The organism is Alcaligenes sp. LTN-3, from assembly GCF_059735605.1.
Map to the genome: position 1 here is coordinate 909,173 of NZ_JCAPDN010000001.1, position 19,379 is coordinate 928,551.

At 55.6% G+C, this 19,379-nt stretch carries 18 protein-coding genes and 1 tRNA gene; 9 read left to right on the top strand and 10 right to left on the bottom strand.

From position 1 onward, the window contains the following. Positions 1-6 precede the first annotated feature (6 nt). The 4 genes from AC6I6N_RS04320 to AC6I6N_RS04335 all read right to left on the bottom strand — a co-directional run bounded on the left by AC6I6N_RS04320 (position 7) and on the right by AC6I6N_RS04335 (position 4,619). Entirely contained in the window at positions 7-975 is a 969-nt protein-coding gene (locus tag AC6I6N_RS04320; RefSeq protein WP_094196862.1) for an ABC transporter substrate-binding protein, read from the bottom strand. A 97-nt stretch (positions 976-1,072) separates the two neighbouring features. Beyond that, positions 1,073-1,834, bottom strand: coding sequence for a class I SAM-dependent methyltransferase (locus AC6I6N_RS04325; protein ID WP_094196863.1), 762 nt, complete (start codon positions 1,832-1,834; stop codon positions 1,073-1,075). Positions 1,835-2,046: 212 nt separating this feature from the next. After that, on the bottom strand, positions 2,047-3,189 hold the full coding sequence (locus AC6I6N_RS04330) for an acetyl-CoA C-acyltransferase (protein ID WP_094196864.1): 1,143 nt from the start codon (positions 3,187-3,189) through the stop codon (positions 2,047-2,049). 248 nt (positions 3,190-3,437) lie between these two features. Beyond that, positions 3,438-4,619, bottom strand: coding sequence for an acetyl-CoA C-acyltransferase family protein (locus AC6I6N_RS04335; protein ID WP_094196865.1), 1,182 nt, complete (start codon positions 4,617-4,619; stop codon positions 3,438-3,440). Between the two features lie 192 nt (positions 4,620-4,811). Between AC6I6N_RS04335 and AC6I6N_RS04340 the strand changes: the two genes are divergently transcribed. Continuing rightward, positions 4,812-5,273 carry a universal stress protein gene (locus tag AC6I6N_RS04340; protein ID WP_009457090.1) on the top strand — a complete coding sequence of 154 codons (462 nt, stop codon included), beginning with the start codon at positions 4,812-4,814 and terminating at the stop codon, positions 5,271-5,273. A gap of 61 nt (positions 5,274-5,334) precedes the next feature. Next, positions 5,335-6,120, top strand: coding sequence for an isocitrate lyase/PEP mutase family protein (locus tag AC6I6N_RS04345; RefSeq protein WP_497943249.1), 786 nt, complete (start codon positions 5,335-5,337; stop codon positions 6,118-6,120). 69 nt (positions 6,121-6,189) lie between these two features. Here AC6I6N_RS04345 and AC6I6N_RS04350 read toward each other — a convergent pair whose 3' ends face one another. After that, positions 6,190-6,330, bottom strand: coding sequence for a hypothetical protein (locus AC6I6N_RS04350; RefSeq protein WP_159063934.1), 141 nt, complete (start codon positions 6,328-6,330; stop codon positions 6,190-6,192). Positions 6,331-6,616: 286 nt separating this feature from the next. Here AC6I6N_RS04350 and AC6I6N_RS04355 point away from each other — a divergent pair, with 286 nt between their 5' ends. Beyond that, complete coding sequence (locus tag AC6I6N_RS04355) at positions 6,617-7,510, top strand: LysR family transcriptional regulator (protein ID WP_497943250.1); 894 nt, start codon at positions 6,617-6,619, stop codon at positions 7,508-7,510. 190 nt (positions 7,511-7,700) lie between these two features. Here AC6I6N_RS04355 and AC6I6N_RS04360 read toward each other — a convergent pair whose 3' ends face one another. Continuing rightward, positions 7,701-9,968, bottom strand: a complete 2,268-nt coding sequence (locus AC6I6N_RS04360; RefSeq protein ID WP_094196868.1) for an arginine/lysine/ornithine decarboxylase — start codon at positions 9,966-9,968, stop codon at positions 7,701-7,703. 165 nt (positions 9,969-10,133) lie between these two features. Here AC6I6N_RS04360 and AC6I6N_RS04365 point away from each other — a divergent pair. The 6 genes from AC6I6N_RS04365 to AC6I6N_RS04390 all read left to right on the top strand — a co-directional run bounded on the left by AC6I6N_RS04365 (position 10,134) and on the right by AC6I6N_RS04390 (position 15,121). Next, positions 10,134-10,207 (top strand) — tRNA-Cys (locus tag AC6I6N_RS04365). Positions 10,208-10,771: 564 nt separating this feature from the next. Continuing rightward, positions 10,772-11,554, top strand: a complete 783-nt coding sequence (xth, locus tag AC6I6N_RS04370; RefSeq protein ID WP_094196869.1) for an exodeoxyribonuclease III — start codon at positions 10,772-10,774, stop codon at positions 11,552-11,554. Positions 11,555-11,569: 15 nt separating this feature from the next. Beyond that, a complete protein-coding gene (locus AC6I6N_RS04375; RefSeq protein ID WP_094196870.1) occupies positions 11,570-11,899 on the top strand; it encodes a hypothetical protein in 330 nt (109 codons plus the stop codon). Between the two features lie 37 nt (positions 11,900-11,936). After that, on the top strand, positions 11,937-12,581 hold the full coding sequence (gene gmk / locus AC6I6N_RS04380) for a guanylate kinase (RefSeq protein WP_230017978.1): 645 nt from the start codon (positions 11,937-11,939) through the stop codon (positions 12,579-12,581). A 35-nt stretch (positions 12,582-12,616) separates the two neighbouring features. Further along, on the top strand, positions 12,617-12,820 hold the full coding sequence (gene rpoZ / locus AC6I6N_RS04385) for a DNA-directed RNA polymerase subunit omega (RefSeq protein WP_003799665.1): 204 nt from the start codon (positions 12,617-12,619) through the stop codon (positions 12,818-12,820). A 21-nt stretch (positions 12,821-12,841) separates the two neighbouring features. Beyond that, the gene (locus tag AC6I6N_RS04390) at positions 12,842-15,121 is read left to right on the top strand and encodes a RelA/SpoT family protein (RefSeq protein WP_094196872.1); all 2,280 of its coding nucleotides are present in this window, start codon (positions 12,842-12,844) and stop codon (positions 15,119-15,121) included. A gap of 174 nt (positions 15,122-15,295) precedes the next feature. Here AC6I6N_RS04390 and AC6I6N_RS04395 read toward each other — a convergent pair whose 3' ends face one another. From AC6I6N_RS04395 to AC6I6N_RS04410, 4 genes are all read right to left on the bottom strand, one after another. Next, positions 15,296-15,640, bottom strand: coding sequence for an AzlD domain-containing protein (locus AC6I6N_RS04395; protein WP_230017976.1), 345 nt, complete (start codon positions 15,638-15,640; stop codon positions 15,296-15,298). Between the two features lie 9 nt (positions 15,641-15,649). After that, complete coding sequence (locus AC6I6N_RS04400) at positions 15,650-16,333, bottom strand: AzlC family ABC transporter permease (RefSeq protein ID WP_125276757.1); 684 nt, start codon at positions 16,331-16,333, stop codon at positions 15,650-15,652. 21 nt (positions 16,334-16,354) lie between these two features. Beyond that, positions 16,355-17,227 (bottom strand): peptidoglycan DD-metalloendopeptidase family protein, encoded by an 873-nt coding sequence (locus tag AC6I6N_RS04405; protein WP_497943251.1) that lies wholly within the window; start codon positions 17,225-17,227, stop codon positions 16,355-16,357. Positions 17,228-17,296: 69 nt separating this feature from the next. Continuing rightward, a complete protein-coding gene (locus AC6I6N_RS04410) occupies positions 17,297-19,255 on the bottom strand; it encodes a SurA N-terminal domain-containing protein (RefSeq protein ID WP_497943252.1) in 1,959 nt (652 codons plus the stop codon). Between the last annotated feature and the right edge of the window lie 124 nt (positions 19,256-19,379).

A 19,379-nucleotide genomic window follows, 5' to 3' on the forward strand; every position in this document is an offset into this window, starting at 1 on the left:
TCAGGCTTATTCGACGATTTTTGTAGCGGACTTCACGAAGTCCTCGTTAAGCGAAACGCCTTGGCGCTTGGCAGCGCCCGGATTGACATACAGCTCCAGATTGCTGCTGGTCTCGGAAGCCATATCGCCGGGTTTTTCACCCTTCAGAATACGGATGACTTGTTGACCGGTTTGCAAGCCCAGGTTGTAGTAGTTCACGCCCAACGCCGCAATCGCGCCACGGGCCACACTGTCGGTGTCAGAGGCAATCAGGGGTACTTTGGCATCGTTACCGACTTTGACCAAGGATTCGTATGCCGACACCACGTTGTTATCAGTATTGGTGTAGATCACATCGACCTTGCCCACCAGACTACGGGCAGCCGCACCCACGTCCACGGTACGAGGAGCCGTGGCTTCTACCAGCGTCATGCCATGCTTGGGCAACAGCTCTTTCATTTCCTTGACGACCACGGCCGAGTTGGCTTCACCGGGGTTGTACACCATACCCACACGCTTGGCATCGGGAACGATTTTCTTGATCAGATCCACCTGGGCTTCCAATGCCAGAGCGTCGGACACACCCGTCACGTTGGTGCCGGACGGCTCCATGCTGGGAACCAGATGCGCCACCACGGGATCGGTCACCGCCGAGTACACCACAGGAATGGTCTTGGTTGCTGATACGACAGCCTGAGCCGAAGGCGTGGAAATCGCCACAATCACGTCAGCCTTGTCGCCCACGAACTTGCGAGCAATTTGAGCAGCAATGGCAGGGTTGCCCTGCGCGGTCTGAAACTGCCATTTGAAGCCCGAGGCTTCGTTGTAACCGGCATCAGTCAGTGCTTTGTGTACCCCATCCTTAATGGCGTCCAAGGCCGGATGTTCCACAATCGACGATACCGATACAGATTGCGCATGAACTGCAGCGCCCGACATCAATCCCACACAAGCCAACGCGGCCGCCACCTGATGCACCGATCTGATCAGCTTCATCCAATTACTCCTTAGATGCAAAAACGAAAATTTTAGGTGTTAAGTCTAACGCGAACAGCAGGACTTTGCCCCTTGAGGTAATCCCTGCCCCAACACTTTACTGGTCTAGCATCTGTCGACGAAACGACAACAGTTCCCTGGCCCAACGCGTGGCCGGCAAGCCATAATCGGCCTGCACATGCTCGGCCCGATTGAGCAACTCTCCGGCCGTCATCTCCAGTGTGCTGCCCTTGAAGGCCAGAACCACTTGGTTGCCCTCGTCCATCTCGGGCAACAATAAGACTTTGCCATTGAAGGCTTCACGAATATTGTCAATATTGTGTTTGAAGCTGGGATGCGCACCAAAAAGATTGACGGTCATAATGCCCTCGTCATCCAGAATGGCACGGCAATCCTGGTAAAACTCCAAACTGTCGCGCACCGGGCCTTCGGCATGGGCGTCGTATAAATCCACCATCAAGGCGCGATATTGGCCGTGCTGATCACTGTCTTGCACCCAGACCCCGGCATCAGCCTGATCAATCAGGGAGCGTGGGCTACGTGGCAAACGGAAAAAGGCATGACACATCCCAATTACAGACGGGTTCCATTCCACGGTCTGCACCTGGCTGTCGGTCTGCTTCAGACAGAAGCGCAACAAGGATCCCGCCCCCAGGCCCAGAATGGCCAGCTTGTGTTCGGGCTTGGGGTCTGGCGTAAACAACAGCCAGGCCATCATTTGTTGTGTATAGGCCAAGACCAATTCAGCGGGCTTGCGAATGCGCATTGCACCTTGAATCCACTCCGTTCCAAAGTGCAGATAACGGATCCCCTCGCTTTCCGACAACGTAGGACTATCGTCCCCCTGCTCACCAGCCATGAAACTCTTCCTTGCAAATCAGTCAGGCACCCCGGTTCAGGCAGAAGCAACTTTCCCTCAGCAATCTGAACCTGGACATACCCTGCAGACAGAGAAAACAACGCCGGAAGGTGACATTGCGCCCCTTCCGGCGTTTTTTAGCAAGGCGCCATCATAACAGCGATCACTTGATGAGCAACGGCTCACTGGCGCTCGATAATTAGGGCCACTCCTTAGCTGCCGCCATGACACATGGTTACCAGCGCATACCGCCCCTGGATACGCTGCAACTCATGCAAAGCCTTGACCACGAGTGCCGCCCCTGTCGCCCCCAAAGGATGGCCCATACTAATGCTGCCGCCATTCGGATTGACACGTTCCGGATCAAAATCCAATTCTTTGGCAACGGCGCACACCTGTGCCGCAAACGCCTCATTGGACTCGATCACATCAATATCGGCCACTGTCAGCCCCGCTCGCTTAAGCGCCAAGCGAGTCGATGGCACCGGCCCCATTCCCGCAAGTTGTGGATCCACGCCCGCATGCGCCCATGAGCGCAGCTTGCCCATGGGTTTCAAGCCTTGACGACACGCCTGCCCCTCTTCCATCATCAGCACCACCGCCGCCGCGTCCGCTAAACCCAGAATGTTGCCAGCCGTCACCGTTCCCCCGTCGCTCTGGAAAATAGGCTTCAAGGCGGCAAGCTGCTCCAGGCTCCCATCATGCCGGACATGCTCATCTTGCTCGAAGACGGTCCCCTCGTGTGCCACCATCGGAACGATCTGCTCTTTAAAGTATCCGCTTTCAATGGCACGCGCCGCTCGACGATGCGACTCCAGGGCCAACTGATCCTGTTCACAACGAGACACACCGTACTTTCTGGCGACATTCTCCCCCGTCACCCCCACATGCTCCCGAGTCAAAGGGCTGATAAAAATTTCCGACAAAACATCCACCAAGGCCACATTACCCATGCGGCTCCCCCAACGCTGGGAGGTCGCCATATACGGTATTCGACTGGTGCTTTCAACACCGCCAGCCAAAGCCACCTGGGCCTCACCCAATACGATCGCTTGCGCTGCCGAAATAATGGCCTGCAAACCTGATGCACATAAACGATTCACGCTCATCGCAACAGCCTCATGAGCGACCCCCACCCTCATGGAGGCCGCCCGCGCCAAATAGATATCCTGGGGCTCGGTCAGCACCACCTGCCCCATCACCACCTGCTCCACCTCCGAGGCAGATACGCCGCTTCTGCCCAACACTTCCTGCATAACAGCAGCGCCCATCTCAACGGGGGGCACACTCCGTAACGAACCACCAAAGTTACCAAACGCGGTTCGACACGCCTGAACCAGGACGACTTCTTGCATACGAACCTCCTTTTATTCTGACTAGAGAAAAAAGTGGCTCCGTGTTCAGCCACACAAGCCACGTATAATTTTTAAAACAATTCGATGCAATTGGCCGGATGCTTAGGGGCCACTACAAAACAAATAATCAGGTCGGCGTTTTGTAAGATTTACTGTTATGTGCCGCAAAAAAAGCCGGCAAGTGGTTTAGTACCACTTCCGGCTTTCTTGCTCTCTAAACGAGGCTTAGAGAGGGACAATCAACAAGCTCAAGAGCGTTCGAAAATTGCCGCAATGCCTTGGCCGCCCCCAATACACATGGTGACCAGCGCGTAACGACCCTGAACGCGCTGCAATTCATGCAAAGCCTTGACGGTAATGGCCGCGCCGGTCGCCCCAATAGGGTGGCCCAGGCTAATACCACTGCCATTGGGATTGACGCGCGCCGGGTCCAAGCCCAACTCACGTACCACCGCGCAAGCCTGGGCGGCGAAAGCTTCGTTGGACTCGATCACATCCAGGTCCGACACGCTCAAACCGGCACGTTCCAACGCCACACGGGTTGCGGGCACAGGGCCAATGCCCATGATGCTGGGATCGACACCGGCATGGCCCCAAGACACGAGTTTGGCCAATGGCTTCAGACCACGTTGACGCGCCTCTTCGGCACACATCAACAAAACAGCGGCCGCACCGTCATTCAGACCGGAGGCATTGCCCGCCGTCACACTGCCACCGTCGGGCAGGAACACGGGCTTCAAACCGGTAAAGTTCTCCATCGTGGCATCCAGGCGTACGTGTTCGTCCTGATCAAACACGATCTCGCCCTTACGGCTTTTCTGGATGATGGGTACGATCTGCTCTTTAAAGTAGCCTTGTTCGATTGCGCGACGCGCACGCTGGTGCGATTCCAGTGCCAGCTCGTCCTGATCGGCACGGGTTACGCCGTATTGGCGAGCTACGTTTTCAGCCGTAATACCCATATGAACGCGATCAAAGGGATCCGTCAGCGCGCCGGTCATCATGTCCATCATGACCGAGTCGCCCATGCGAGCGCCCCAGCGATGTGCGCTGGACATATAAGGAGCACGGCTCATGCTTTCTGCACCACCTGCCAAGGCCACCTTGGCATCACCGAGCAAAATGCCCTGCGCGGCCGACACAATAGCCTGCAGGCCCGAGCCACATAAACGGTTAACGTTCATGGCCGGTGTTCCATGCCCCACCCCAGCCTGCACCGAGGCCACACGCGACAAGTACATATCACGCGGCTCGGTCTGAATGACCTGCCCCATCACGACATGCTGGACGTCTGCCGCTGATACGCCACTTCTGTCCAGTACCGCGCGCAACACCGTGGCTCCCATCTCGATTGGCGACACATTCTTTAATCCACCACCAAAATCACCAATCGCGGTACGGCATGCCTGGACTACCACTACTTCTTTCATATGAATCTCCCTCAATCCCTTTGGGATATGATAACCAGCATAAAAAAGCCAAGCTGACAAAACGTCCACTCGAATATACACGGCTGCCATGGAAAACCGTAAAGCAGACACAAAGACCGTAATTCGCAGTATGGTTTGATACCTTACCCACAAGACACGTTCTTGATAACCCTTTTTATAGGATTCCCCCTCATGTACGAGCGTATCCTGGTATGTACCGACGGCTCAGAACTGTCCGCCCACGCCGTCACCCATGCACTGAATCTGGCCAAGACCAGCGGCGCCAAATTGCTGGCTCTGCGCGTCATTCCGCGCTATCGACAAAGCTATCTGGAAGGCGGCCCCATTATTGACCAGAAACTGGATAGCCGTATCGAAGCCTCCTGGGTAGAGCACGCGCAATCCGAATTGGCTGCCGTCAAACAAGCCGGGAAAGATATTGGCGTTTCAGTCAAAGGCCTGGTGGTGAAATCAGAACTGGTGGCCGATGCCATTATCTCTACCGCTGAAAAACAAAAAGCCGACCTGATCGTCATGTCCTCGCATGGCCGCAAGGGCTACAAGCGTCTGCTCTTGGGCAGCGAAACACAGCATGTCCTGACCTACTCGGAAATCCCCGTCCTGGTTATCCGCAAGAAAGCCAAGAAAAAATAGAACGTGGCCAGGCATTAAAACGCAAACTTCGGTTTGCGTTTTTTGTTCTCAGGAGTTCGGCATGACAATCAGCACACAGGACAAACGCCGCCGTTTTCGAGCCTTGCATGAAAGCGGCTTACTGGTTTTGCCCAACCCTTGGGACATAGGGGGAGCCAAACGCTTGGAACGTTTGGGTGCTCAGGCGATTGCCAGCAGCAGCGCCGCTTTTGCCTGGTCAAACGGCCTGGAAGATTTTGAAGTGGGCCGCGATGCCCTGCTGGCACATTTGCGGCAACTGGCGGCCAGCACAAACCTGCCGCTCAATGCCGACTTTGAAAACGGTTTTGCCGATGAGCCGAAACAGGTCGCAGAAAACGTCCGTCTGGCCATTGATACCGGCATTGCAGGTTTGTCCATCGAAGATCGCCAAGGCAACGAGCTGTACGAACTGGATCTGGCCGTGGCCCGCATCCAGGCGGCCAAGCAAGCCATTTGCAGCAGTGGTGAGGACGTTCTACTAGTGGGACGCAGCGAAGGCATGCTGATTGGCGCGCTGAATCTGAAGCAAACCATAGCCCGGCTGCAAGCCTTTGCCCAGGCCGGTGCCGATGTGGTCTACGCCCCCGGTTTACGCGAGCTGGACGATATTGCCCACGTAGTTCAGGCACTGGCACCGACACCCGTGAATGTGCTGCTGATTCATCCGGGGCTGAACGTGCCTGATTTGGCAGCCATTGGCGTACGCCGTGTCAGCACCGGCTCACAACTGGCCTTGGCCACCTGGAATTGCTTTGAACAGGCCAGCCTACAGTTGCTGGAGCAAGGACATCTGCCCCCTACCCAGGCCCATCGCCGCTGGTCTTAGTGCCAAACCGGCAGGCATAAAAAAAGCGCAAGCACCATGGCTTGCGCTTTTTACACCTACAGTCAGAACTTAGTTGTCCTGAGCCTGGTCGCTGGACGCGTCCACCTTGGCTTCCTGATCGGTTTCTACAACTGCTTTCTTGGGAGCCACCCAATTCAGGGGCTCAACCTCAAAGGCCTGTTTACGACGTACTGGTTTCGATTTGCTCACGAATAACTCCTGCTCAATATCGCCAGGGGGCACTGCCCTTAGTGCCCCGATTTCTTTATTATATCAATGATTAGACCACAAATCAATTTTTTAATAATATGAGTGCATTATGGATGCAAATTAGGCGATGTTAGAACAAAATAAAGGCAATTAAAAACGGGGCTTTTTCATAGGCAATTCCAGTCAAAATAACTGGTCTGCAAACACCACTCCCCACCCCAACCTAAGGCCCCCAGTAAAAACTCACTTTTCGCGCATTTAAGTAAAACAATAAAGAGACAATGGCATGCATGATTTCCGCTCCATCGACAATCTGGATCGTTCCTTGCGATGCTTTTTACGCATCGCACAACTAAGTTCGGTCAGCAAAGCGGCTGATGATCTGGGACAAAGCCAATCCAGCCTGAGCAAACAATTAAACACATTGGAACAAAGCCTGGGACAGGTCCTGTTTACCCGCACCGGACGCGGAGTCAGCCTGAATGACGCAGGCGAGCTACTGCGCCAGGCCATTGAACCCGCTTACAGTCGTATTGACGGCGCCATCCATGCAATGCGCCAAGACCATGGCGTCAATTCAGGCACAGTAAGGCTGGCCACTGTACACACATTGAGCTACTACTTCATGTCCGATGTGGCAGCTGCTTTCATGAGCTCACACCCGGCCGTGAATTTATCCTTATTGGGGCGCAGCTCGCCCGAAGTGGTGGCGTTGGTGGCAAACGGCAAGGCCGATGTCGGTTTTGTATACGACTCGGCAGTGGACTGTGGAGGCTTGGTCTCGCACACTTTATTTGACGACCAAATGTGCCGTATCTCCGCCAAACAGGAGCCATTTCCAAATGCAGACTTAAACCACCAGGCCTTGCGCCTGATCGGGTTTCCGCCTCACTACGCCCTGCGCCGAATGATTCATAGCAGCGGCTTGCACCCTGAATTTGTGGCGGAAGTCGAAACCATCGACGCCATGTTACGGCTGGTCGCCTCAGGATTGGGAGACTGTATCTTGCCCAGTCGCATTCCCGACAGCCTGCTGCACGAGCACAATCTGCACAAATACCCGATTGAGCAACCGAGCCTGCACCGCCGGGTTGTCGCGATTTTGCGGGCAGACCGCGACCCGCAAATCCTGACCTCGCGTTTGCTGGAATGTGCTTTGCGCACGGCCCAGAGTCTATAGCGAAACGCTGCAACAAGAACCTGTCACAAGAATTGGTCGCAGGCAAACCGCCCATAAAAACCGGGCCTGATCAAAGACGCTTCAAATCTGGATATTTTCCAAAATCTTGAAGCTCCATCACCAGGCCCGCTTGCTTTACAGCCCTAGCCAAAGGCCGATGCCCAGCCCCGGCCTTGGATAGCAAACTGTTTTACTGCGCCACGCAATCCACGTAGTAACGCTTCTGACCCGAAGCATCGACCTCTTCCACAAAACCGTGGATATCCGTACCAAAGCCGGGACACTGGCGGTGCAGTTCACGCGAGAACTTCAGGAAATCCACAATCGTCTTGTTGAAAGCTTCACCCGGAATCAAGAGCGGAATACCGGGCGGGTAAGGAGTGATCAGGTTGGTCGTCACGCGACCTTCCAGCTGATCAATCTCGACCCGTTCAGTACGACGCTGCGCAATGCAGGCAAAGGCATCAGCCGGACGCATGACAGGCACCACATCCGACAGATACATATCGGTCATCAGACGAGCAATGTCGTGCTTGGCGTACAACTGGTGCACGTGCTGACACAAATCGCGCAAGCCCATTTCTTCGTAACAAGGATACTGACGCGCGAACTGAGGCAGAACACGCCAGACAGGCAAGTTACGGTCGTAATCGTCCTTGAACTGCTGCAAGGCCGTCACCAGGGAATTCCAACGGCCTTTGGTAATGCCGATGGTGAACATGATAAAGAAGCTGTACAGGCCAATCTTCTCCACGATCACGCCACGCTGCGCCAGGAACTTGGTCACGATAGAGGCTGGAATACCGGTTTCACCAAACGTGCCCGTCAGATCCAGACCGGGGGTGACAATCGTCGCCTTGATCGGATCCAGCATATTGAAGCCATCAGCCAGCGGGCCAAAGCCGTGCCACTCACTGTGCTCAACATCATCCGTAATAATCCAGTCTTCGGGCTGCCCCACCCCGTCCTCGGCCAGGGTTGGCGGGCCCCATACCTTGAACCACCAGTCGTCCTCATCAAACTGCGACTCGACCTTGCGCATGGCGCGGCGAAAGTCCAACGCCTCAATAATGCTTTCTTCAACCAGCACACGTCCACCGGGCGGCTCCATCATGGCAGCGGCCACATCGCAGGACGCAATAATCGCATACTGCGGGCTGGTGCTGGTATGCATCAGATAGGCTTCATTAAACAAATGGCGATCCAAACTACGGGTTACCGAGTCCTGTGCCAATACATGGCTGGCTTGGCTCAAGCCGGCCAGCAGCTTGTGGGTGGACTGGGTGGAGAACACCATGGTTTCTTGTGGGCGCGGACGGTTCTTGCCCATGGCATGGAACTGACCGTAGAAAGGATGGAAAGCCGCATGCGGAATCCAGGCCTCGTCAAAGTGCAGCACTTCCACGTAACCGTCCACGGCATTCTTGATCTCCTGAGTGTCGTAAATAATGCCGTCGTAAGTGGACTGGGTCAGCGTCAACACGCGGGGTTTAACCGTGTCGGCATCCAGGTGCGAGAGCAAGGGGTGCTTGCGGATCTTCTCGCGAATGGTCTCGATATCAAATTCACTGCGTGCAATCGGGCCAATAATCCCGAAGTGGTTGCGCGTAGGACGCAGGAACACGGGAATGGCACCGGTCATCACGATGCTGTGCAGGATGGATTTGTGGCAATTGCGATCCACGACCACCACATCGCCGGGAGCCACAGCGTGATGCCAGACAATCTTGTTGCTGGTGCTGGTGCCATTGGTGACGAAAAAGCAGTGATCCGCGTTGAAAATACGCGCGGCATTGCGTTCACTGGCACCAATGGCCCCGTTGTGGTCCAGCAATTGACCCAGCTCTTCGACGGCATTACACACGTCGGCACGCAGCATGTTCTCACCAAAGAACTGGTGGAAAATCTGCCCGACCGGGCTTTTCAGAAAGGCCACACCGCCGGAGTGACCGGGACAGTGCCAGGAATAGGAACCATCTTCGGCGTAGTCGAGCAAGGCTTTCAGAAACGGGGGCTTGACGCCTTCCACATAGCTGCGCGCTTCACGCACGATGTGGCGCGCCACAAACTCGGGCGTGTCCTCGAACATGTGAATGACGCCCTGCAGCTCGCGCAAGATATCGTTTGGCATATGACGAGCTGTTTTGGTCTCGCCATAGACATAAATGGGCACATCGGTATTGCGACGACGCACAGCCCGAATAAAGGCACGCAAATTGACCAGCGCCGGGGCGCTGTCTCCATCTTGCGTGAACTCCTCATCATCGATGGACAAAATAAACGCGCTGGCACGACTTTGCTGCTGGGCAAATTGACTCAAATCGCCATAACTGGTGGTTCCCAACACCTCGAAGCCTTCAGCCTCGATCGCATCTGCTAATACACGAATGCTCAGACCAGACGCATTTTCAGAACGAAAATCCTCATCGATAATCACAATGGGGAATTGATATTGCATGCCATGTCCTTAATACAAGGGAGCGCCGCAGGGGCGGCAAAAAAAGGGAGGGACGCCAGTCGCTTTCGTGCAGCAGATCGTACCGATTTTCACGTCCCGTCATTTGACACTTGCTTTTCCCTACGTCCTTGGGCATAATTCTACATGTCCCAGGACAAAACAAAAGGCGTGGTGACAGATTGGCTATGTGACGGACTGCAAATCCGTTCAGGTTGGTTCGATTCCAGCACACGCCTCCATCTTGCTTGCATTCAAGACAGACAAAACTGGCCTTCTTTCCGGTTTTGATCACACAGAAAAAGTCGCCATTACGGCGATTTTTTTATTCCCTTTTCCTACACGGCAAATCCTTGCATCACGCGCTGCGGCCAAGCACTTCCATCGGTTTTGGCCCACCGTTCCAACTTGGCCTGCAATTTAACACAAGCAGGCGCGTGATCTACGCAAAACACCCTCTTTTTAGTGCCCTAAAAACATCAATCTGCCCACAACGGCATTCAGGTCTTGAACCCTGACTTTGTAGCTGTTACATGCAGACGGTTTGAGGGTAAATTTCTTGTCCGAGAGTGTCTGTTTTTCACTACGACCTAGAACAAAGATCAAGTCGAGCGGTCAATTTCATCCCCATCGCCTCGCTGGCTTTAAAACCAGTCCCTGGCTAGCGCTGATATGATGGCGGCATTCGCGCACGCTAAACGCCCTCTTGCCCGTTTCCGACACGCTGATGGCCGCCTCTGCACCACCTCTACCGACAAAGCTCCGCTCCAGCGGCTTCCTCTGCTTTATTTAGATTGTCTGACACCATGAAACTCACCACCTGGAACGTGAACTCCCTGAACGTCCGTCTTCCTCAAGTTCTGGACTGGCTGGCCGCCAACCCCGTAGACGTGCTTTGTCTGCAAGAGCTCAAACTGCCCGACGAGCGTTTTCCTTTGGAGGCTTTTCAGGAAATGGGATATCACGCTCACTGGGCGGGTCAAAAAACCTATAACGGCGTCGCCCTGATTTCCCGCGAGCCGGGCACGGATGTGCAGCGCAATCTGCCCAATTACGAAGACCCGCAGCAACGTCTGCTGGCCGCCACCTACCCATCGCCTGACGGCCCGGTCCGCGTGATTTGTGCCTACTGCCCCAACGGGCAGTCGCTCGAGAGCGAAAAGTACAGCTACAAGCTGGAATGGTTCGCCGCCCTGCACGACTGGTTGGAAAAAGAATTGCAGCAGTATCCCCGTCTGGCCATCCTGGGCGACTATAATATTGCCCCAGCTGACCAGGACGTTCACGACCCAGCCAAGTGGGCCGATGATGTTCTGGTCTCCCCGCCCGAGCGGGCCGCCTTCGAGCGCTTGCTGGCACTGGGCTTGCATGACGCCTATCGCCTGTTTGAGCAGAGCGGCAGCCCCTTTACCTGGTGGGACTATCGTCGTTTTGCATTCCGCCGCGACGCCGGTTTACGCATTGACCATGCCTTGTTGTCCGATGCCTTGAAAACCCGTTGCTCAGCCTGCGACATTGACCGCGAACCGCGTGCCAATGAACAGCCCTCGGATCATGCGCCTGTTACCGCTACTCTGTCCTTTACCTGACATAGCCACTGAATTATGCAACTACAAAGCCAAATCATTGAGCAGACTGACTCGGGCTACGTGCTTGAGATCATCCTGGAGCAAGAGCACAAGATCTGGGCGTATCTGGCCATCAGCGAGCCCGACCTGGACGCCGTTGCCAATATCGTCCCCCCCGAACAATTCGAGGCGGGTGGCGACGTGCACGTCATGGCCATCGCCCAGGCCGACGATGCCGCCCAGGAAGTACAAGAGGTTTTGTTTTCCATGAACCCCAACGACACGGTCGTCTTTTTGTGCTCGGACAAGGCCAGTGTGATGGCTGTCCTGACTGAGTTTGGGCAAACCGACCTAAGCAGCAATTAATTCTTTTATAAAAATCTACTTCTAGAGTCTGCTCTCCATGTCCACGAGCTATCCTGGCACTGTTTTTATGGTTGTCGCCCCCAGCGGGGCGGGCAAATCCAGTCTGGTCAACGCCCTGCTGGCCAACGATTCCAACATCATGCTGTCCATCTCGGCCACGACCCGAGCACCACGCCCTGGTGAGACCGACGGCGAACACTACTTCTTTGTGGACAAGGCGCGCTTCGAGCAGATGTGTGCCGACAACGCCATGCTGGAATGGGCCAAGGTGCATGACAACTACTACGGCACACCACGCGAACCCATTCAGAAAGCCCTGAATGCAGGCCGCGATGTGCTGCTGGAAATCGACTGGCAAGGCGCCCGTCTGGCCCGCGAACATTTCCCCGAAGCCGTAGGCATTTTCATTTTGCCACCCTCCTTGCCCACCTTGCAGGCGCGTTTGCGCAAACGCGGACAGGACAGCGAAGAGATCATTGCCCGCCGCGTCGAGGCTGCCGAGCACGAAATCGCCCATGTTCGTGACTGTCAATATGCTATTATCAATGAGGATTTTGATACGGCATTACAGCAGCTATTGAGTATTGTGCAGGCCAGTCGGTTGCGCACTGCCACTCAGTCAGTACGGCATCGCCAACTCTTTCAACAATTAGGCGCAGATGCCCTGCTGAATCAGGGCTGATCTCCTTCTTATTTCTTTTTGATAACAGGTCTACTATGGCTCGCATCACTATCGAGGACTGCCTGGAGCAAGTCCCCAATCGCTTTAAGCTCACCTTGGCAGCCGCCTACCGTGCGCGCGAACTGGCCCAAGGCCACGAACCACGCCTGGAAAGCAAGAACAAGCCTACGGTTACCGCCTTGCGAGAAATCGCCTCCGGCGCGACCGGTCTGGAAATGCTGCGCAAAGTTCCTACCTGATAGGCACAAGCGGAGCACGGTATGGCATTTTCAGGTTTACGGGGCGCATCGTCTGGGCTGTTGGCCGTCCTTAAAAAGGGTTCACGGCTAGGTCGTCGCAAGCCTAAAGAAAAGAACACCCCGGCACTGGCACAATCCGCGCAGGAAAGTGCCAACCCGCCTATTGCCTCACTGGCTCCGCTAACCAAGATCATCTCGCAGTACCTGGACCCGAAAGATGTAGAACGGGTACGGGAAGCGTATCGCTTTTCCGATCAGGCCCACCTGGGGCAATTTCGCGCCAGTGGCGAACCCTATATCTCGCACCCCATTGCCGTCACAGAAATCTGTGCAGGCTGGAAGCTGGATACCGACGCCTTGATGTCGGCCCTGCTGCATGACGTGATCGAAGATCAGGACGTCACCAAGCAGGAACTGGCTGAAAAATTCGGTACTGATGTAGCCGAGATTGTGGACGGTTTGTCCAAGCTGGAACGCCTGGAGTTTGCCACCAAGACGCAGCAACAAGCCGACAGCTTTCGCAAGATGCTGCTGGCCATGTCGCGTGATGTGCGCGTCATCCTGATCAAGCTGGCCGACCGCTTGCACAATATGCGCACGCTGGACGCCGTCAAACCTGAAAAACGCCGCCGCGTAGCCCAGGAAACCCTGGATATCTACGCTCCGATTGCGCATCGCCTGGGCCTGAACGCCCTGTTTCGCGAGCTTCAGGACCGCTGCTTCAAGGCCATCTACCCCAATCGCTACAAGGTGCTGCACAAGGCCCTGCTCGCCGCTCGTGGCAACCGCCGTGAAGTGCTGGGCAAAATCACCGAAGCGGTCAAGATTGCCCTGCCTGCAGCCGGCATTGATGCTGAAATCTCCGGTCGTGAAAAGTCGCTCTACAGCATTTTCTGCAAGATGGTCGAGCAGAAAAAATCCTTCTCGGACGTGCTGGATATTTACGGCTTTCGCATCATTGTTCATACCTTGCCCGAGTGCTATCTGTCCCTGGGTACGCTGCATCAGCTCTACCGCCCCGTACCGGGCAAGTTCAAGGACTACATAGCCATCCCTAAAGTGAATGGCTATCAATCCCTGCACACCACCTTGATTGGCCCTTACGGCACCCCCGTCGAGTTCCAGTTCCGCACCCGCGAAATGGACCACGTGGCTGAAGAAGGCGTGGCCTCTCACTGGCTGTACAAAGAAGAAGACGTCACGCTGAACGATTTGCAAAAGCGTACGCACCGCTGGTTGCAATCCTTGCTGGACATCCAAAGCCAGACGGGTGACTCCACAGAATTCCTGGAGCACGTCAAAGTTGACCTGTTCCCCGATGCGGTTTACGTCCATACACCCAAAGGCAAGATTATTTCCTTGCCACGCGGTGCTACGCCAGTGGACTTTGCCTACAGCATCCATACCGACATCGGCAATCACGCTGTTGCCTCCAAGATCAATGGCGAGTTTGCCCCGCTGCGCACCGAGCTGAAAAGCGGTGACTCGGTGGAGATCATTACCTCCCCCGCCGCCCGCCCAAGCGCGCAGTGGCTGAACTACGTCCGTTCCGGCCGTGCCCGTTCGGAAATTCGCCACTACCTGCGTACAGTTAAATACGAGGAATCCGTAGCTTTTGGTCGCCGCCTACTCGATCAGGCCTTTGACCAGCTAAGCCTGCCTCATGCTACGGACGACGATCCAAACTGGGACAAGCTGGCCAAGGGTTCAGGCGCAGCGTCCCGCGAAGAAATTCTGGCTGATATTGGCTTGGGCAAACGCTTGGCAGCCGTTGTGGCTCGCCGCTTTGCCCCAGAAAATCCCCTGCTGGAAACTACTGCCGCAGAATTTGACGAAATCAGTGCCAACACCTCGGCACCGATTCTGATTCACGGTAACGAGGGGCAGGCCGTACAGTTAGCACCGTGCTGCGGTCCGCTGCCTGGTGACGCTATTATTGGTGGTATCCGCTTAGGTCACGGTCTGGTCGTTCACATGGCGGAATGTGCTGTGGCACAACGCGCCCAGGCCAAAGAACCCGAGCGTTGGGTGCCGGTGATGTGGGACAGCAATACCGCCCGCCACCTCTCGACCCGTCTGGATGTAACTGCGATCAACGAGCGCGGTGTACTGGGCCGTCTGGCTGCTGAAATTACCGATGCCGACTCCAACATCCTGCATATATCCATGCCTGATGAATCGGCTGCAACCTCCGTACTGCACCTAACCGTTCAGGTGGATAGCCGCACCCATCTGGCCCGCGTGATTCGGGCAATTCGCCATGTACCCCAAGTTCAGAAAATTGTGCGTGTGAAGGGTTAAACCCGCTTGCAAACCAGTTTTCAGCCGTACAAAAAACGCCCGCTCACTAGCAGGCGTTTTTTTTGGTCTGAGACCTGACAGCAGACACTCAATAAAAAACAGGCGACTCCCCCTTCTTGCCTACCCAACATAAATTGCCGTGATCGATCAGCAAGAGAGCTTCGACCAGATCATCTACACACCCACATAAGCCACGCACAGGCCGTAGGCCAGCACGCCGGTCAGTGTTGAGCCCGCGATACCACCCGGCCAGCGGCGGCCCAGCAGCACCCCTGCCAGACCTGCCAGCAAAGGCGGCAAGTCCAGGGACATCTGCTCGGGGCGCAGCAAGGAAATCAGGGACACGACGAGCAAAGACACCACACCTGCCGGACCGATAGCGCCAAACAGGCGCGGCCAGATCGAAACGCGACTGGGGTCCGCCTTGCCTTGGCGTCCACCCAGGCGCAAAGGCAGGTAACGAATCAAAAATGTGCCTACGCCCGCCAGCACAATCATGAGCAGAAAACTCCAATCCATCTCTACTCCTTAAGCGCGGCGCAAGGCCATTAGGCCGCCGGCCAGCATACCGACAATAATGGCCAGATACGAGGGCAAGAAAGCCATGGCCAGCACTGCCCCGACAGCGGCTGCCACCAGCACCGGCAAAGGTGCGGAACGGCGGATTTCCAGCAGCAAAGCAAAAAACAAGGCAGGCAAGACAAAACCCAAGGTCTTCTCCAGCACAGGAGACTGGCCCAGCAGGTCGCTGGCAAAGAATGCCCCCAAAGCGGTGCCCAAGACCCAGGAGAGGTAAGAGCCTAACTGCAAGCCACAGTACCAGGACTCTTGCTCTTGGGCCGGCTGGCGGGCCACCCCGGCCGCAGAAGCGGCAAAGACCTCGTCAGTCAAACCTGGAGCCATGAACAGGCTGGACACAGTTCTGGGCCCGGTGAAAAAGCCCATCAAGGTCGGGCCGTAGAACACATGGCGCAGGTTCATAAGCAGCACAATACCCAAAATACTGGGATAGGCCGCCCCTGCGACCAACAGGCTGATCAAAATAAACTGGCTGGCCCCGGCGTACACAATCAGGGACACTAGAACCGCCAGCCAGGGCGACAGGCCTGCATGTACCGCCGTCAGCCCAAAGGAAATCGCTACGGGGACATAGCCCAAAGCGATAGAGGCGCTGTCTCGCAAGCCTCGTCGATATGCCGAACCGATGATCATGAAAAACCTTGCAGCGCCTGACTAGGCCTGGAATGCACCAATAAAGATAGCGGGGTCCACCCGTGCGTTATTCAGACTGACGTTCCAGTGCAAATGAGGGCCGGTCGCACGACCCGTCGCACCGGAGCGCGCTACGACATCGCCCTTGCTGACACGATCGCCCACACGCACATCAAAGGCCGACAAGTGACAGAACATGGTGATCAGGCCCTGGCCGTGATCCACAAATACGGTTTTACCGTTAAAGAAGTAGTCCGCCACGATGGTGACAACCCCATCGGCAGGCACTTTGACTGCCGTGCCGGTAGGCGCGGCAAAGTCCAGACCCGAATGTGGGTTACGCTCTTGGCCATTGAAGAAACGGCGCAGACCAAACGGACTGGTCAGGCGACCCGGAACGGGCTTTTCAAAGACCACATTGCTGGGGCCTTCGTTGCGAAAGCTGGCATAGGCCTGCATCTGCTCTTCATACTCGCGCTCAAAACGGGCCTGCTGCTGCGGGTCCGGATTCACATGAGACTTGTTTTTCAAGGTAATGCGCTGCTCCCGATACCGCTTGTTGCCCACCTGGAACGCCACACCCGACTGCCCTTGTACCGAGATGCTGTGCTGGCCAGCTTGGATTTTCAGGTCCAGCCCGATAATCGCTTTCCAGCGCTGGTCAGCATCCTGAATTACCAGAACACGGTTGCCATTAAAGTGCACCACCGGGGCTGAGCCACCTGATCCCAGGTCCAGCACGGCTACCCCGCCCGGCACAGGACGATGCAGAGTACGTTCGATGAACGTGCCCTGCCCAGGCGCGGCCTGTGCCAGCCACGGAGCGGTCAGACCCCAAACAGTTGCGGCGCCTAAAAGGCGCCGCCGTACCAGAGAAATATCAGTGTGATTCATCAGAATGCTCTTTGAAAAACACCCTGGAGCCTGAGAGCTCCAGGGTTACCGGCCCTGATTCAAGCCGCCTTATTCATCCTCACCACTGGAGGTCAACTCTTTTTCTGCTTCGGGCAGAATCTGTACCTTCTCTTGTACACGCATCGCCTGCAAAACAGCTTGGGTCTCAGTACGAGCCATGGCTTGCGTCAACTGTGCCGTCAACATGTCCAGACCGGGATTGCCCGCCTTGCCGGGTTGGTGGCTCAGAATCTGCACGACGGTATAGCCCTGGGGCTGACGATCACCCACATACGCAGGCAACTTGTCCACGGGATTGGCCAGAACCTTGTTCAGCAAGGCTTCATCCATTTCCGGGAATTCAGCACGGCTCACAGCAAACTGGGCAGAGAAATTCTCGGGTTCGCTACCGGCTTGCAACTGTTTCAAGTAGTCTTCACCCGCTTGTACCGCCAGGGCAGCCGCTTTTTCACGGCGCAGGTTTTCCTCAGCAATCGTACGTACTTTATCCAGTGCAGGCACATGAGCGTCGGTTACGTCGATCACCCGCAAGGCAATCAAGGTGTCAGGGGACACTTCGACAACGCCCGCATTTTTGCGCGAAGCCAAAGCCTCGGCATTGAACAGCGCCTGACGCACACGGCTATCATCCAGCACGGCCGCATCGGGGCCATTGGCGGCAGCCAGATCACCCTCTACTTGCGAAGCAGGAATCAAACCTTGGCGGCTGATACCTTCAGCTTGCTTCAAAGTCAAACCCAAGGCATTGGCCGCCGCTTCCAGACTGTCCTCATTGTCGTAGACCAGGTTGGTCAGCTTGCTGGCCATATCGGCAAAGCGCTCAGAGGCCAGTTGCTTGCGCACTTCTTCCTGAACCTTGCTGCGGGCCTGCTCGAAAGACTCGCCTTGCTCGGGCTGAACCTCATTGCTTTTGAAAATATGGAAACCGTTGGGGCCTTCGATCACGCCGGACACATCACCCTTTTTCAGAGCAAATACCGCATTTTCCAACACGCTGGGCCAGGAACCTTTGCTAATCCAACCTAGCTCGCCACCTTCGCGGGCACTACCTTCATCTTGGGAATTGGCACGCGCCAGATCGGCAAAATCGTCTTTATTGGCTTGCGCTTTTTCAGCCAGCTCACGAGCCTTGGTCTGGGCCGCTTCGCGTTCGCTGTCGGAAGCGCCCGCCGGTACGTTCACCAAAATATGGCTGATATTTACGCGGCCAGGCTGCACATAACGTGCCTTGTTCTGCTCGTAATACTGCTTGAGCTGTTCGTCTGTGGGCGTAGGCAGATCCTTGAAGGCTGCGGCCTCATTCAGCAACAGGTATTCCACCTTGACTTGCTGTGGCAATTCCAGCGATTGCTTGTTGGCATCGTACCAAGCCTGCAGGTCTGCATCGCTGATCTGCACCTCGGGTTCAAAATCACGAGTCAAGAAAGTGCGAGTGCGCACACCGCGCTCTTCGGTCAGGGCGATTTCCAGTTTGTTCATGACGCTAGGCAGCATCGAAGTGCTGGAAGCGACCGGGCCAAGCACACGTTGCAGGGCCAACTGACCACGCTGACTTTGCTCGAAATCACGGGTATCGATGCCGGCCGAGGCCAAAACCTGGCTGTAAAGGGCAGGTGAAAAGACGCCGTTTTCCTGAAACTCCGGCATGGTAGCGATATAGTCGCGCAACGCAATGTCGGACACGTTAAAACGATCAGCAGTGGCCACTTCGATTTGTACACGTTGATCAATCAAGGACTCCAGCAATGCACGACGGCTCTCCAGGCTGTCGGCCTGGGCCAGATCAAAACCGGAAGGATTGTTGCGCTGCATATCATCCAGCTGCATGCGGCGCGCACGATCAAATTCCTGGGATGTAATGGCGCTATCGCCAACTTTGACAATATCGCTATCGCCAGAAACGTAGCTGGAGTAGCCGCTGACACCAATCAATACAAAAGATGGCAAAATCAGCACTAACAGGACCAGCTGCATGACGCGTTGGTTCTTACGGATAATCTCGAACATTAATCATCACCTACTTTCGCTTGCAGCAGGGCGCTGCGGGTGGCGCATCAGACCGGCAAGCCGGCTCGGCCTGAAAATATACCGTATATGAAAACCGTACAGTGTACAGCCCCGGTTAAAATAG